The organism is Streptomyces sp. NPDC001617 (assembly GCF_053596855.1).
The window spans coordinates 1-13,009 of the sequence record NZ_JBSFHA010000013.1 but is presented as its reverse complement, the minus strand read 5'-3'; the positions used below and the strand labels follow the sequence as shown (position 1 = coordinate 13,009).

General features: G+C 70.0%; 14 protein-coding genes, 1 tRNA gene and 1 pseudogene. 4 read left to right on the top strand and 12 right to left on the bottom strand.

The features are described from left to right. Positions 1-20: 20 nt before the first annotated feature. The 9 genes from ACWC09_RS12645 to ACWC09_RS12605 form a co-directional block, all read right to left on the bottom strand. Entirely contained in the window at positions 21-1,232 is a 1,212-nt protein-coding gene (locus ACWC09_RS12645) for an LLM class flavin-dependent oxidoreductase (protein ID WP_450850514.1), read from the bottom strand. Between the two features lie 112 nt (positions 1,233-1,344). Next, positions 1,345-1,431, bottom strand: a complete 87-nt coding sequence (locus tag ACWC09_RS12640; RefSeq protein ID WP_450850641.1) for a putative leader peptide — start codon at positions 1,429-1,431, stop codon at positions 1,345-1,347. A gap of 50 nt (positions 1,432-1,481) precedes the next feature. Further along, positions 1,482-2,207, bottom strand: a complete 726-nt coding sequence (locus tag ACWC09_RS12635) for a GNAT family N-acetyltransferase (protein ID WP_450850513.1) — start codon at positions 2,205-2,207, stop codon at positions 1,482-1,484. Between the two features lie 76 nt (positions 2,208-2,283). Next, on the bottom strand, positions 2,284-3,306 hold the full coding sequence (locus tag ACWC09_RS12630) for an ABC transporter substrate-binding protein (RefSeq protein WP_450850512.1): 1,023 nt from the start codon (positions 3,304-3,306) through the stop codon (positions 2,284-2,286). A 66-nt stretch (positions 3,307-3,372) separates the two neighbouring features. After that, a complete protein-coding gene (locus ACWC09_RS12625) occupies positions 3,373-4,170 on the bottom strand; it encodes an amino acid ABC transporter ATP-binding protein (protein ID WP_450850511.1) in 798 nt (265 codons plus the stop codon). Then, on the bottom strand, positions 4,167-5,147 hold the full coding sequence (locus ACWC09_RS12620; RefSeq protein ID WP_450850510.1) for an amino acid ABC transporter permease: 981 nt from the start codon (positions 5,145-5,147) through the stop codon (positions 4,167-4,169). Before ACWC09_RS12620 ends, ACWC09_RS12625 begins: the two co-directional genes overlap by 4 nt. A gap of 160 nt (positions 5,148-5,307) precedes the next feature. After that, a complete protein-coding gene (locus ACWC09_RS12615; RefSeq protein WP_450850509.1) occupies positions 5,308-5,457 on the bottom strand; it encodes a hypothetical protein in 150 nt (49 codons plus the stop codon). A gap of 99 nt (positions 5,458-5,556) precedes the next feature. Further along, complete coding sequence (locus ACWC09_RS12610) at positions 5,557-6,420, bottom strand: glutathione S-transferase C-terminal domain-containing protein (protein WP_450850508.1); 864 nt, start codon at positions 6,418-6,420, stop codon at positions 5,557-5,559. A 130-nt stretch (positions 6,421-6,550) separates the two neighbouring features. Then, the gene (locus tag ACWC09_RS12605) at positions 6,551-6,664 is read right to left on the bottom strand and encodes a putative leader peptide (protein ID WP_450850507.1); all 114 of its coding nucleotides are present in this window, start codon (positions 6,662-6,664) and stop codon (positions 6,551-6,553) included. A 248-nt stretch (positions 6,665-6,912) separates the two neighbouring features. Between ACWC09_RS12605 and ACWC09_RS12600 the strand changes: the two genes are divergently transcribed. From ACWC09_RS12600 to ACWC09_RS12590, 3 genes and pseudogenes are all read left to right on the top strand, one after another. Further along, a complete protein-coding gene (locus ACWC09_RS12600) occupies positions 6,913-8,187 on the top strand; it encodes a hypothetical protein (protein WP_450850506.1) in 1,275 nt (424 codons plus the stop codon). 435 nt (positions 8,188-8,622) lie between these two features. Continuing rightward, positions 8,623-8,745, top strand: a pseudogene (locus tag ACWC09_RS12595) (SDR family oxidoreductase); the annotation flags it as partial. A 40-nt stretch (positions 8,746-8,785) separates the two neighbouring features. Next, entirely contained in the window at positions 8,786-9,568 is a 783-nt protein-coding gene (locus tag ACWC09_RS12590; protein ID WP_450850505.1) for an SDR family NAD(P)-dependent oxidoreductase, read from the top strand. 99 nt (positions 9,569-9,667) lie between these two features. Here the strand turns inward: ACWC09_RS12590 and ACWC09_RS12585 are convergent, their stop codons facing one another. Continuing rightward, the gene (locus ACWC09_RS12585; protein ID WP_450850504.1) at positions 9,668-10,456 is read right to left on the bottom strand and encodes a hypothetical protein; all 789 of its coding nucleotides are present in this window, start codon (positions 10,454-10,456) and stop codon (positions 9,668-9,670) included. A gap of 49 nt (positions 10,457-10,505) precedes the next feature. Here ACWC09_RS12585 and ACWC09_RS12580 point away from each other — a divergent pair, with 49 nt between their 5' ends. After that, the gene (locus ACWC09_RS12580) at positions 10,506-10,802 is read left to right on the top strand and encodes a hypothetical protein (RefSeq protein WP_450850503.1); all 297 of its coding nucleotides are present in this window, start codon (positions 10,506-10,508) and stop codon (positions 10,800-10,802) included. A gap of 90 nt (positions 10,803-10,892) precedes the next feature. Here ACWC09_RS12580 and ACWC09_RS12575 read toward each other — a convergent pair whose 3' ends face one another. Then, positions 10,893-12,680 carry an ABC transporter ATP-binding protein gene (locus tag ACWC09_RS12575; RefSeq protein ID WP_450850502.1) on the bottom strand — a complete coding sequence of 596 codons (1,788 nt, stop codon included), beginning with the start codon at positions 12,678-12,680 and terminating at the stop codon, positions 10,893-10,895. 214 nt (positions 12,681-12,894) lie between these two features. Beyond that, a tRNA-Pro gene (locus ACWC09_RS12570) sits at positions 12,895-12,968 on the bottom strand. Between the last annotated feature and the right edge of the window lie 41 nt (positions 12,969-13,009).

Genomic DNA, 13,009 nt, shown 5'->3' with positions numbered 1-13,009 from the left:
GTCGGTGCGGTCCTTCCGGCTCAGGCGGTGGCGGCGTAGCGGTTGGCGGGGCGGGTCAGGCCGAGCAGTCCACGGAGGGTGTCGGCCTCGTAGGCGGTGCGGAAGGCGCCCCGGCGCTGGAGTTCGGGGACCAGGTCACGGGTGATGGCCGGCAGGTCGTGTCCGGCGACGGCGGGCCGCAGCCGGAAGCCGCTCAGACCTGTCTCCCCGAACTCCTGGAGCAGGTCCGCGAGTTGGGCGGACGTACCGGCGAAGATACGGGCGTCGCTGGTGTACGGCTCTCCCGCGAGGGCGTCGAGCCGCGCCCGTCGGTCCTCCGCCGCCGCCTGGTTGTCGTCCAGGAAGACCACCAAGTCGCCGAAGACATGCAGGAGTTCGTCGGAGCGTCCGGCCGCCTCCTGCTCGGACCGGATCTCGGCGACGATCGCACGGGCCTGGTCGGAGTCGTGCGGGGTGACATAACCGACGTCGGCCTGGCGGGCCACCAGGCGGTAGGGGACGGTCTGGTGGGCGAGGGAGGTGACGAGGGGCTGCCCCTGGGGCGGACGCGGGGTGATGGAGGGGCCCTTCACGCTGAAGTGCTTGCCCTCGAAGTCGATGTAGTGCAGCTTGTCGCGGTCGACGAAGCGGCCGGTGGCGACGTCCCGGATCTCGGCGTCGTCCTCCCAGCTGTCCCAGAGGCGGCGGACCGCCTCGATGTAGTCGGCGGCCTCGTCGAAGAGGTCGGTGAGCCGTTCCTGTCCGGCCGGGCTCCGGAGTTCCTCCAGGCTGATCGGCGGGAGGGTGCGGCGGCCGAAGTGGTCGGCCTCGTGCGGGCGGGCGGAGATCTGGACGCGCAGACCGGCCCGGCCGGTGCTCACGTAGTCGAGGGTGGCGATCGCCTTGGAGAGGTGGAACGGCTCCGTGTGGGTGACGATCGCCGTCGGCACCAAGCCTATGTGCCGGGTGAGAGGCGCGATACGGGACGCGATCAGTACGGCGTCCAGGCGGCCGCGCACCTGGTCGGTACGGCCGTCCAACTCGCCGTAGTGCGAGGACTGGAGGCCGAGTCCGTCCTCCAGGGTGACGAAGTCGAGCAGACCGCGCTCGGCCTCGGCGACCTGGTCGGCCCAGTATCCGGCGGTGAACAGGTCCCGGGGGCGGGCGACTTGCTCGCGCCAGGAGGCGGGATGCCAGCCGGTGCCGTCGAGGGCCACGGCGAGATGCAGAGGGGAAGCGGGGGTTGAGGACACGAGGGTGCCTTCCTGGAGGTCCGTACGAGATGGCCGGGCCGCGGGAGTCGGGCGCACGGCGGCTGGGCGACCGAAGGGAGATGGGGGTCCCCGGCCGAAGGCTGGGGGAGGGTCAGGAGCGACAGAGGGCGCCGGCCACGCGCTGCAGGTCGATGTGGGGCCGGGTGTGGAGGCGGACGGCACGCAGTACCCGTGTCATCCGGCCCACCTCCGCTCGGTACATCGCCTTCGACAAGGACAACGGCACGGCTATGCCGTTTCTTCCAGGACGGCGGCCTCGGTGGCTCGTACGAGCGAGAAGACCGTATGGCGGCGCAGGGTGAAGCCGATCGCCTCGTACAGCCGGATCGCGCCCGCGTTGTCGGCCCTGGCGTGCAGGAAGGGCTGTTCGCCGCGCTCCTGGATGCCGGCGGCGACCGCCCGGACGAGCCGTGTGGCCAGGCCCTTTCCCCGATGGTCGGGATCGGTGCAGACCGCGCTGATCTCGGTCCAGCCGGGCGGGTGGAGACGTTCACCGGCCAGGGCGATCAGTCGGCCCCGCTGACGGATGCCGAGGTAGGTGCCCATCTCGACGGTGCGGGGCAGGTAGGGGCCGGGCTCGGTGCGGGCGACCAGGTCGAGGATCTCGGGGACGTGCGCGGGGCCGAGCCGTACGGCCTCGGGGTCGGGCTCGGCGCGCAGGCCGGTGTCGACGAGTTGGACGCCGTGGCCGGTGCGGACGAGTTCCCAGCCGGGAGGTGCCTCGGTGACGCCACGCACGGACGCGGTGCCGCCGGGGCCGACGAGGGTGGCCAGGTCGGCCCAGGCGTGGGGGTCCTCGGTGTCGGAGAGCGCGTGGAAGGGGGCGACGTCCTGCGGGTACCGGGCGGCCCGGCCGACGCGCTCGGCGAAGTGGGCGTGCGGGCCGTTGAGGGCGGCCCAGGCGGGGTTGTCCAGGATGTGGGAGGAGGTGGCTTCGATGCTGACAGTGGACATCGGGAGGCGGCTCCGGTGCTGGTGACGCGAGGGGGACCCCACCGTGAGGTGACGGCGGGGTCCCCGGTGGAGGGGGTCAGGAGTTGGTGAGCGGCAGGCCGGGCGGGTTGACCTCGGACGTGGCGACGGCCTCGTTGGAGAGGTTCCAGGCCTTGAGCCAGGCGGCGTACTGACCGTTCTTGATCAGGTAGTTGATGGCGTCGGCGAGGGGCTTGGCGAGACCGCTGTCCTTCTTGGCGGTGGCGGCGATCAGACCCTGGAGAGAGGCGCCCGCGCCGGAGTACGTGCCCGCGTTCCGCGTCGGGCTGGGCGTGTTCGCCGTCTGCCTGATGTGGTAGGCGATGCTCGGGTTGGGGCCGAAGTGGGCGTCGATCTTGCCGCTGTTGAGCGCCAGATAGACGCCGTTGGCGTCCGGGTAGTGCTTGATGGTGAGCTTCTTGCCCTCGCTGTGCAGCTTCTTCTGCCACTCCAGGAGGATGCGCTCCTGGTTGGTGCCCGAGCCGACCTCGATGGTCTTGCCGGCGAGGTTCTCGTAGTCGCCGTCGAAGTTCAGCCTGCTCGACTTGAGCACCTCGAAGGCGAGGTTGTCCTGCCGGTAGGAGGCGAACTCGTACTTCTTCTTGCGCTCCTCGGTGTCGGTGACGTTCGAGAAGGCCACGTCCACTTTGCCGCTGTCGATGCCGACGAAGAGGTTCTCCCAGGTGAACCGCTTGATCTCCGGCTTCAGGCCGAGCACCGCGGCGACCAGACGGGCGAAGTCGGGCTCCGAGCCGGTCTGGGTCTTCTGGTCGCTGCCCACGTAGTCCAACGGGGCGAAGCCGGCGGGCAGGCTGCCGCTGCCGATCTCCAGCGTGCCGCTCTTCCTGATGGCCGCGGGCAGTTCGGCGCTGATCGACTTCACCTCGGACACCTTGAGGGTGGTCTCCTTGGCGGCGCCGTTGGAGACCCGGCCGATGGTCACGCCGCCGGCGGCGTCGGATGTCTCGGTGACGGCGTCGCTGTCCCCACCGCAGGCGGCGAGCCCGGTGGCGAGGGTGGCGACGGCGGTCGCCGCGGTGATGCCGCGTATCAGGCTGCGTCGGGTGAAGTGGATGGACATGGCCATTCCTTGTCGCTCAGAGGTGAGGAGGGTGGGCGTGGGGGGAAGTCGCGGTGCCGGGCGGGGTCAGAGGACCTTGCTGAGGAAGTCCCTGGTGCGCTCGTGCCGCGGCTTGTCGAGAACCTCGGCGGGCGGGCCCTGCTCGACGATGCGGCCGTCGTCGATGAAGACGATCCGGTCGGCGATCTCGCGGGCGAAGCCGATCTCGTGGGTGACGATGACAAGCGTGGTGCCGGTGGACGCCAAGTCCTTGATGACGGCGAGAACTTCGCCGACCAGCTCGGGGTCGAGGGCCGAGGTGGGCTCGTCGAAGAGGATGACGCCGGGGCGCAGCGCGAGGGCGCGGGCGATCGCCACGCGCTGCTGCTGGCCGCCGGAGAGCTGGCGCGGGTAGGCGTCGGTCCTGTCGGCGAGGCCGACGCGGCCGAGGAGTTCGCGGGCGAGCTCCAGGGCTTCCGGCTTGGTGAGCCGGCCGGTGGCGACCGGGGCGGCGGCCACGTTGTCCAGGACGGTCAGGTGCGGGAACAGGTTGAAGTTCTGGAAGACGAACCCGATCCGCCCGCGCTGGGTGAGGATGGCCCGCTCGCTCAGTTCCTTGAGCCGGTCCCCTTGTCGCTTCACTCCGATCAGCTCGCCGTTGATGCTGACGTGGCCGATCTCGGGCTTCTCCAGGTGGTTGATGACCCGCAGCAGGGTCGACTTCCCGGAGCCGGAGGGGCCGAGGACGACGGTGACCTCGCCCGGACGCACGGTCAGGTCGATGCCGTTGAGCACCCGGTGGGTGCCGTACCACTTGTGCACGTCGTGCACCTCGACGGTCGCGGCCTCGACGTCCGCCAGGGGTTCGAGGGTCTCGGTGGTCATACGGCGGCCTCCCCGTGGATGCGGTCCCGCAGGTCGGTGAGACCGGTGCGGAGCTTCTGCAACGGCGTCGGCGGCAGGGAGCGCGTGGCACCCCGGGCGTAGTACCGCTCGACGTAGAACTGGACGATGGAGACGACGCTGGTCAGGATCAGGTACCAGACGGTGGCGACCAGCAGCAGCGGCACGATGTCGCCGGGGTAGGTGGCGCCCATGGTCTGCACCGAGCCGAACAGGTCGAGCAGCGACACGTAGAAGACCAGGGAGGTGCTCTTGATCAGACCGATGAGCTGGTTGACGTAGTTCGGGGTGATCGACCGCAGGGCCTGCGGGAAGACGATCCTCGCGAACTGGTACCCCTTCGGCAGACCGAGTGCCGCCGCCGCCTCGTGCTGGCCCTGGTCGACGGAGAGGATGCCGCCGCGGACCACCTCGGCCGCGTACGCCGCCTCGTTGAGGCTGAGGCCGACGACGGCGATGACCATGTCGGTGGCGAGCTTCGACTCGTCGAAGGAGAAGAAGGCCGGTCCGAAGGGGACACCGACGCTCAACGTCTTGTACAGGGCGCTGAAGTTGTAGAGGAAGAGCAGGAGCACGATCAGCGGGATGGAGCGCAGAGCCCAGATGTAGGTCCAGCTGACGGCGCGCAGCACGGGCGACTTCGAGAGCCGGGCCAGCGCGAGGACGACACCGCCGAGCAGGCCCAACACCGCACTGAGCGCGGTCACTTCAAGAGTGATGAGCAGGCCGTCCAGGACGGTCGGCCGCAGGAACCAGTACCCGAAGCGGTCCCACTGGTAAAAGGGGTTGGTCGCGAGGCCGTGCACGAACTGGGCCACCAGGACCAGTACGACGCCGGTGGCGATCCAGCGTCCGGGACGGCGCAGCGGCAGAACTCGCTGTGCTGCCAGAGGTTTTGACAGGGCGTCGGCAGGCGGTGCCCCGGCGAGGGACACAGCGGTGCCTGGGGGTTCACTCATGGTGGGCTCCGGCGGATTCGGACGCCCCCCATGGCCGCGACAGCCGTGCGCTGTTACGACTCGTTCAGCGCACGGGAATGCGGGGGCACCGGGGGCGGGGAGGGCGACGGATCACCGCTCGGGCGGTGATCGTCAGGGGTGCGGGGGCTGAGGAGAGGTGTCAGCCCCGACAGCGGGCACGGCCCGGTGCGGTACACAGTGCGCTGTTCACGCGGAGAAGGTCGACGCTGCGGTCGGCGACGAGCGGGTCGGCGTACGGCAGTACGCAGCTCTGGACGCGGCGCTGGGCCGTCCTGGGAGCTGCGTACATCACGTCACCGTCACTGTTCCGGCCCAGCGGGCCTCGCGTTTCGGGTAGTCAAGACAAGTGACCGGGGCAATGTCAACGCCGGTCCACCACGTGGAACGGCTAACGGGCCGCGTGGGCCGCCCAGTCCAGGATCTGGACGGCGGCTCCGGCGGCCTCCAGTCCCTGACAGCGGGCGTGGTGCCGGCGGGCGATGCCGTCGAGGTCCAGGTGGGCGCCGAAGGCCGGTTGGGCGGCCAGGCGGCGGGCGTAGGCCCACAGGGTGGGGTGGTCGGCGATGCGCTGGACGGCGGAGGCGTCCAGGTGGTTGCGGTGCACGGTGTCGAGCTGGACCAGGGCGGTCCACAACTCGACGTCCGCGGCGGTGACTTCGTCGCGGATCATGTACGTGCGTCCTTCGAGCCAGCGTTCGAGGGCGCCGAGTGTTTCCAGCAGCGTGTTCAGTGCTATGTCACATACCACTGGCTCCCCGCCGGCCGATCCGGCCCGCTGCGCCGCCCGCTCGATGCCCTCCGCGCACATCCGCTCGACCGCCTCGATCTCCGACTCCGCGCCGCACGGGTAGAGCGGGAGGCGGTCACCGCCGAAGCGGTGGGCGAGGTCGCGCATGATGTCCGGGGCATGCGTGCTGACGATCCGTCCGGACCAGGCGTCGCTGAGCACCGGCGCCTTGGCCGGACCGGTGTAGCGGTGCGCGCTCGCCTCGTACAGCGGACGCAGGGCGGAGTGCCCGCCCTCGGGGCAGTCGGGTACGGCGGGCAGGAAGGTCGCCGGACACACGGTGTCCAGCCCGAGCAGGCCGTGGACGACGGCGATGCGCAGACCGTCGGGACACGCGGTGGACAGATGGAGCCGGTAGCGGCCCGGAACGGCGTAGTGGCCACTGCGCGCGTCCCGGCCGATGCGCCCCCGGAAGGCGGGCGCGGGCTGGGCGGACGGGTGGACGGCCAGCGGTGTGACGGTCATGACTCTCCCCGGGAGCGGGCGCGGACGTACGCGCGGCGGAAGCGACGTCGGGCGAGGGAGCGGGGCTCACCCGTGCGCGCCGGACGGGCATGCGTCACGGGGGACGCCGTCGGCGCGGGATGGGCGCGGCTCAGCCCTGGGCGCCGATCGCACTGCAGACGCGCTGCAGGTCGATGTGACGGCGGGAGGTGAGAAGGAGAGGCGAACGGCCCGCTCGTACGGTGACCGGTTCAAGGCGCCTCATGCGTTCCCTACCTATTCACTAGGATTCCCCAACTGGAGTGTCGATCGAGGTGGGGACGGCGTCAAGAGGGCCGTCCCGCATCGCGGACAGCCCGATGGACACCGGCCCTTCACCGGCCCCTGGGATCACTGCCGTCACACGGATCCCCGGTGCAACCATTCGGCTTCGGGCGTTGTCTGTTGTTGCGGAACGCACGTTCGCGTGCAGTTCGCCCGTCCGATGCCGATGCTTCACCCAGAGGACCCCCCATGCTCCAGAGCTCTCCCGGCCTCCGTCCGCTCCGACAGGCCGCCGGCACCCTCGGCGCCGTCGCCTTAATCGCACTGGGCGCGACGCCGGCCGTCGCCGACGACGGTTCCGGAGCCGTACTCGCCCTCGACGGCATGACGTCGATCGACGGAGTGCGGCCGGGCAGCACCTTCCAGGTGCCGACCACCTTCACCAACACCGGGGACGCCCCCCTCGACAAGGTCTACCTGTCGTACTCCGTCACCCGCGGCCTGAGCCACACCGAGCTGCCCTCCAACTGCCTTCGCTACGAGGTCGGTTCGTTCGACGAGGCGCCGAGCAAGTCCGAGGCGGTCTGCGAGTTCGACCAGACGGTGAAGCCGGGTGTCGTCTACGGGCTCGAGAAGCCGCTGACCCTCAAGGCCCTGGACCGCGCCCTGTACGACCGCCTGCGGGTGGTCGTCTCCGCGGACGACCCCGCCCCCACCGACGGTGCCGACGCTCCCGTCCGCGGCACGGGTCCCGCGGTCGCGTTGGCCGAGCGACCCGACACGAAGCCCACCGGAGCGAACACCTCGTCGCACCCGGGCTGGGACGACGCCAATGTGAAGGTCACCGCGGAGAACACCGCCGACTTCCAGGTCACGGGCGCGGACCTCAAGGGCGAGGTCGGGGACACGGTCGACCTGACGGTGAAGTTCACCAACGCCGGGCCCGCCTGGGTGCTGCGGGACGGCGACATCCCGGTGACCAAGGTGAAGATCAAGATGCCGGCCGGCACGACGGTCACCAAGGCCCATGACTTCTGCGACAAGGTGGCCACCGGCAGCTACGAGTGCGGCACCAGCCAGTCCTGGGAGGACGAGGGCGACGGGGAGACGTACACCTTCAAGCTGAGGATCGACAAGGCGGTACAGGGCGCCAAGGGCTCGGTCTCCCTCGGCGGCGCGCCCCGGCCGTTCGACGACGACAAGACGAACGACACGGCCGACATCACGCTCGCCGTCGCCGGCGGCGACGGGTCGACGGGCGGCTCCGGCTCGTCCGGCGGCGACGGCTCCACGACGTCCGGCGGCTCCGGCGGCTCGTCGACCGGCGGTTCGACCGGCGGCTCCACCTCCACCGGGGGCGGCTCGTCGACAGGCTCCACCTCCGGCGGCTCCACCTCCGGCGGCGACCTGGCGAGCACCGGTTCCGGCCCGGTCCTGCCGATCGCGGGCGCGGCGGCCGCGGCTGTCGCGGTCGGTGCGGGCGCGGTCGTAGTGGCGCGTCGTCGGCGGGCGTCCCGGCGGTAGCCCCGGAACACTCGCGATGGCCGGCCGGAGATCCGACGGATCTCCGGCCGGCCATCGGCGTGTCTGCGCATCGACTTCACGCGCAGGGCGTCGAGGGTCGCGTACACGGAGCCCTCGTCGGTGTTGGTGCCGACCAGCAGGGGTACGGGATGCTGGCGTCCGGTGGCGAAGACGTCGTCGCTGGGCTCGGTGAGGGCACGCCCGTCGACGACCGGGCCGGCCATTCCCCTGACGAAGCGGGCCACCGAATCCGGGTCGGAGGCTCGGCCGTCGATGCCGGGGAAGTCGTAGACGCCGGGCTCGACCATGCCGGCGCTGCCCTCCCAGGAGGCGGCCTTCAGGCGCGGTCCGGGCATCCAGCCCTCGGCGAAGGCCTTACGGACGGCGATCTCGGTGCGAGGCAGCCGGTTGCCGCCCGAGTAGGAGGGTCTTGTCCCCGCCGGGCGCCGGGGCCGGCCCGAGGACCTGATCGGACCGGTGCTGTTCCTCGCCTCCGCCGAGTCCGGGTTCGTCACCGGGCAGGTGCTGTACGCCGACGGCGGGCGCACCCTCGTATGAACGCCCTTGTCCTGCACGTGATTTCACGAACGGAGCTCGTATGACCACCCCCGTGCCTCAACGCTTCATCGGCAGGACCGTTCTCGTCACCGGTGCGGGTACCGGATACGGCGCCGAGATCGCCGTGCGGGCCGCGCAGGAGGGTGCGCGGGTCGCCGTGCACTACCGGAGTTCGGCCGCGGGTGCCGACAGGACCGTCTCGCGCATCAAGGACGTGGGCGGCGAAGCGTTCACCGTGCAGGGCGACATCTCCGTCCACGCCGATGTGATCAACATGGCCGAAGAGGTCTTCGAGCGGTTCGACGGACTCGACGTGCTGGTCAACAACGTCGGTGACGTGGCCGGCGACCAGATGTCCTGGCGGGACCTCACCGAGGAGTCCATCGACCATGTCCTCGCCGTGGACGTCAAGGGAACCATGCTCTGTGTCCACGAGTTCGGCTCGCGGATGCTGGAGCAGGGGCACGGCGCCATCGTCAACATCGGGTCGACGGTGATCGTGCGCGGGAGTGCGCGGGCTCCGCAGTACGCTGCCGCGAAGTACGGGATCCTCGGCATCACCAAGTCCTATGCCCAGGCGTTCGCGCCTCACGTCCGGGTGAACACCTTCGCGCCCGGGTTCATCGAGACGGAGACGCTGATGAATCGGGCGGACTGGAGGTCCGGACGGCGGGAGGACATGATCTCCAAGACGCCGATGGGGCGGATACCGGGGCCGGCGGAAGTGGCGGGGACGGCGTTGTTCCTGGCCACGGACGACGCTTCGCACATGACCGGGGTGTACCTCAATGCCGACGGTGGCTTCAACATGATCGGCGCGTAGGCGCTGCGCCGGCCTGGCCGCATTGTGTCCGCGGGTGCGTGGAGGCTTGTCACGCGGTTCCCCGCGCCCCCGAGAGAAAGTCGGCTGCACCACCGGCACTCAAGAGCTCCGGCCCCCCGGGACTTGGTTCGCATCCCAGGGGGTCGGTTCATGGCCTTGCCACGACACCGTCAGCGTGAGCGCTCCCGTGTACGTGCTGCCCGCCTTGAGCTCCGTGGCGGTGCCGTCGACCGTCAGGGTCACCGTCCCGCCCGATGCCGCCGTCACCGTCGCGTCCGACGCCACGGTGAGGGCGCTCAGGTAGGACGTGCCGGTGACCGTCCAGTTCGAACCGGATCCCAGAGTCACGATGACGCCGTTGTTGACCACCTCGCTCGGCGTGTTGGTGACCTCGCTGATCTCCCGGTACTCCGTGGACGTGATCGTCGAGACGTTGTGCTTCGTGGTGCTGGCGGAGATGACGCCCTCGACCGTGGAGCCCGTGAAGGTGAGGACCAGGTTCTGGCCCTGGAGGCTCGCGTTGCCGCCGCCCCGGACCGAGTTGTAGAAGTCGCCGGTGAGTTCGATGTCGGTGAAGGTGCCCCTGGCGTCCGTGGACTGGGCCGAAGTCGTCACCCGGCTCGCCGACTTGGTCGGGGAGCCCGTGGGCTCGGTGTACCTGCCGATCGTCTCGGACGACCATGGCTCGCCCGACACCGTGACGCTTCTCGGGCGGTCCGTGTCCATCAGCTGGAAGAGGACGCCGTTGCCGGTGGTGATCGTGGCGCCCTCGGAGCCGTCGACCGTGACGGTGCCCGCCACCGCCTTGCACATGAACGTGGTTTCCCCGGTGGTGACTTGGGTGCCGCCGTCGATGACGACCGACCCGGCCGCGTACCACAGCACCATGAAGCGGCCGGCGTCGTTGACGGGATATCACACGGCCTGGAATCACCCTGTGACCGGCACCCACGCCTTCTGCTGGGGCGGCATGGACCTCATCACCCAGGAGACGGAGATCGATCCGCTCCTCCACAACTGCCTGGAGCCCGCACTGGTGGGCAACACACGCGAGGTTCCCTTCAGCCCGGACAGCGGGCCCTACACCCTGGCCGACGAGTTGGCGGCACTCGGCACCGAGCTCGGCCATGACCAGCTGAACGAAGTGCTCGTTCGGGCAAGGGAGTTGATGGCACACGAAGGCCGACTGCTCACGGACGAGGACCTGGCCGCGCTGACGGATGACCTGCGCTGACCGGTCGCCGGATCAGGTCCGGTCGATCGCCGCGAAGCCGTCCACCAACGCCTGCACACCATCGCGAGGTGCGGGTGCCGGCACCGGGGTTCAGTGCATCTCGGCCCCCTCGGGACTTTCGGAGACGGTCGCGCTGTCGTCCAGGAACCCGCCCGACTGGTGCTGCCAGAGCTTCGCGTAGGCGCCCTCCACCGCCAACAGCTCCTGGTGCGTGCCCTGCTCGACGATCCGTCCGCGGTCGAGGACCACGAGCTGGTCCATGCCCGCGACCGTGCTCAGCCGGTGGGCCACCACGAGTGCCGTCCGGCCCTCCATGAGCCGCCACAGCGCTTCCTGGACGAGGAGTTCGCTCTCCGAGTCCAGGGCGCTGGTCGCCTCGTCGAGGAGCAGGATCGGCGCGTCGCGCAGGATCGCCCGGGAGAGGGCGACGCGCTGGCGCTGACCGCCGGAGAGTTTGACGCCGCGCTCGCCGACCATGGTCTCGAAGCCGTCCGGCAGTGCGTCGGCGAACTCCGTGACGTGGGCCGCCTCGGCCGCGCGGCGGATCTCGGCGTCGGTGGCGTCCGGCCGGGCGAAGGCGATGTTGTCGCGGAGGGTGCGGTGGAACATGGCCGGGTCCTGGGGGACGTAGGCGATGAGGCCTCGCAGGTCGGCCTGGCGCATCCTGCTGATGTCCTGGCCGCCGATGAGGATCCGGCCGCCGTCGATGTCGGTCATCCTGAGCAGCAGGCGGGTCAGGGTGGTCTTGCCGCCCCCGGAGCGGCCGACGAGACCGATCTTCGTCCCGCTGGGCACGGCCAGGTCGAGGCCCTGGAAGAGCGGCTTCCCTCCCCCGTGGGCGAAGGTCACCCGCTCGAATCGGACATCGGCGTTGCCGCGCGAGAGCGGCTCCGGCGTGGCCGGGTCGAGCACCGTCGGCGGAACCAGCAGCAGCTCGGTGAACTGCGCGGCCTCCGTCATCGAACTCTCCAGACGCCGGTAGATCTGGTTGAACTCGAACATGATCTTCGTGGCGTTGGTGTAGTAGGTGAAGGCGACCACGACCGCCTCCACCCCGTGCTCACCGCCGCCGAGCGCGACCGCGAGCAACAGGCCCAGCACGTTGGTCAGGACGGACATCGGTGCGACCAGGGTGTCGATGCGCAGGTTGCCGTAGTCCCAGGACCGGAGCGTGAGCCGCCGCGAGTGCGCGACGCGGGACCGGTGCTCGGCCGCCTCGCGTTCCTCGGCGGCGAACGCCCGGACCGTGTCCATGTTCATCAGGCTGTCGGCGACATGGCCCGACACCAGGGCGATCGCCTCCTCACGCTCGTCGACGAGTGCCTGACGGCGGCGGATGAGCGGTACCACGATCAGCGCCGTCAGCGCGATCATCACCAACAGGCCCACGACGAGCAGCGGTTCGTAGCGCCACAGCACCACCGAGCCGAACAGCAGTGGCACGAAGCTGCCGACGACGTTGAAGGTCAGGGTGTCGATGAACTCCTCGAAGCGGGAGGCGAAGCTCAGCACCCGCTTGGTCAGCGATCCGGCGAAGTTGTCGTGGAAGAACGCCGCGTCCTTGGCGAACAGTTCGTCCATTCCGATGACGTAGAGGTGCTCGATGCCGAGTGCGTCGAGGCGGTTGAGGCAGTGCAGCCCGATGCGCCAGACGCCCTCCCCCGCCAGCATGACGCCGGCGAAACCGAGGACGTACGGCAGGGTCGAGCGGAGGTCGGAGCCGTCGTCGCCGGCGATGCGGGCGACGAGTTTGGCGACGAGCAGGGGGGCGATGTAGTTGAGTCCGATGTTGCCGAGAGCCGGCAGCAGCATGGCGGGGACCGTCAGCCGCTTGAGCCGGGCCAGCTCCCGTCCGTAGTAACGAAGCGCGAGGAGCACCGAGCCCCTGCGCGCCGGAGTTTTTCCTGATTCAGGCAGTCCCATCCCGATCCTGTGGGTTCGTGCGGCGGGGGTAGGAAAAGGGAGTCTCCCGCGACGGCACCCACCCGGTCCACGCGTTTTTTCCGGCCACAGACCCGGCCGGAACACCCACAGGAACACCCATACGAAAAGGGCCTCCGCAGACTCTCGCCTGCGAAGACCCTTCGCACCGTCGGGACGACAGGATTTGAACCTGCGACCCCTTGACCCCCAGTCAAGTGCGCTACCAAGCTGCGCCACGTCCCGGTGCGCTCTCGCGGTGAACCGCGTGATCACGCAGGTCAACC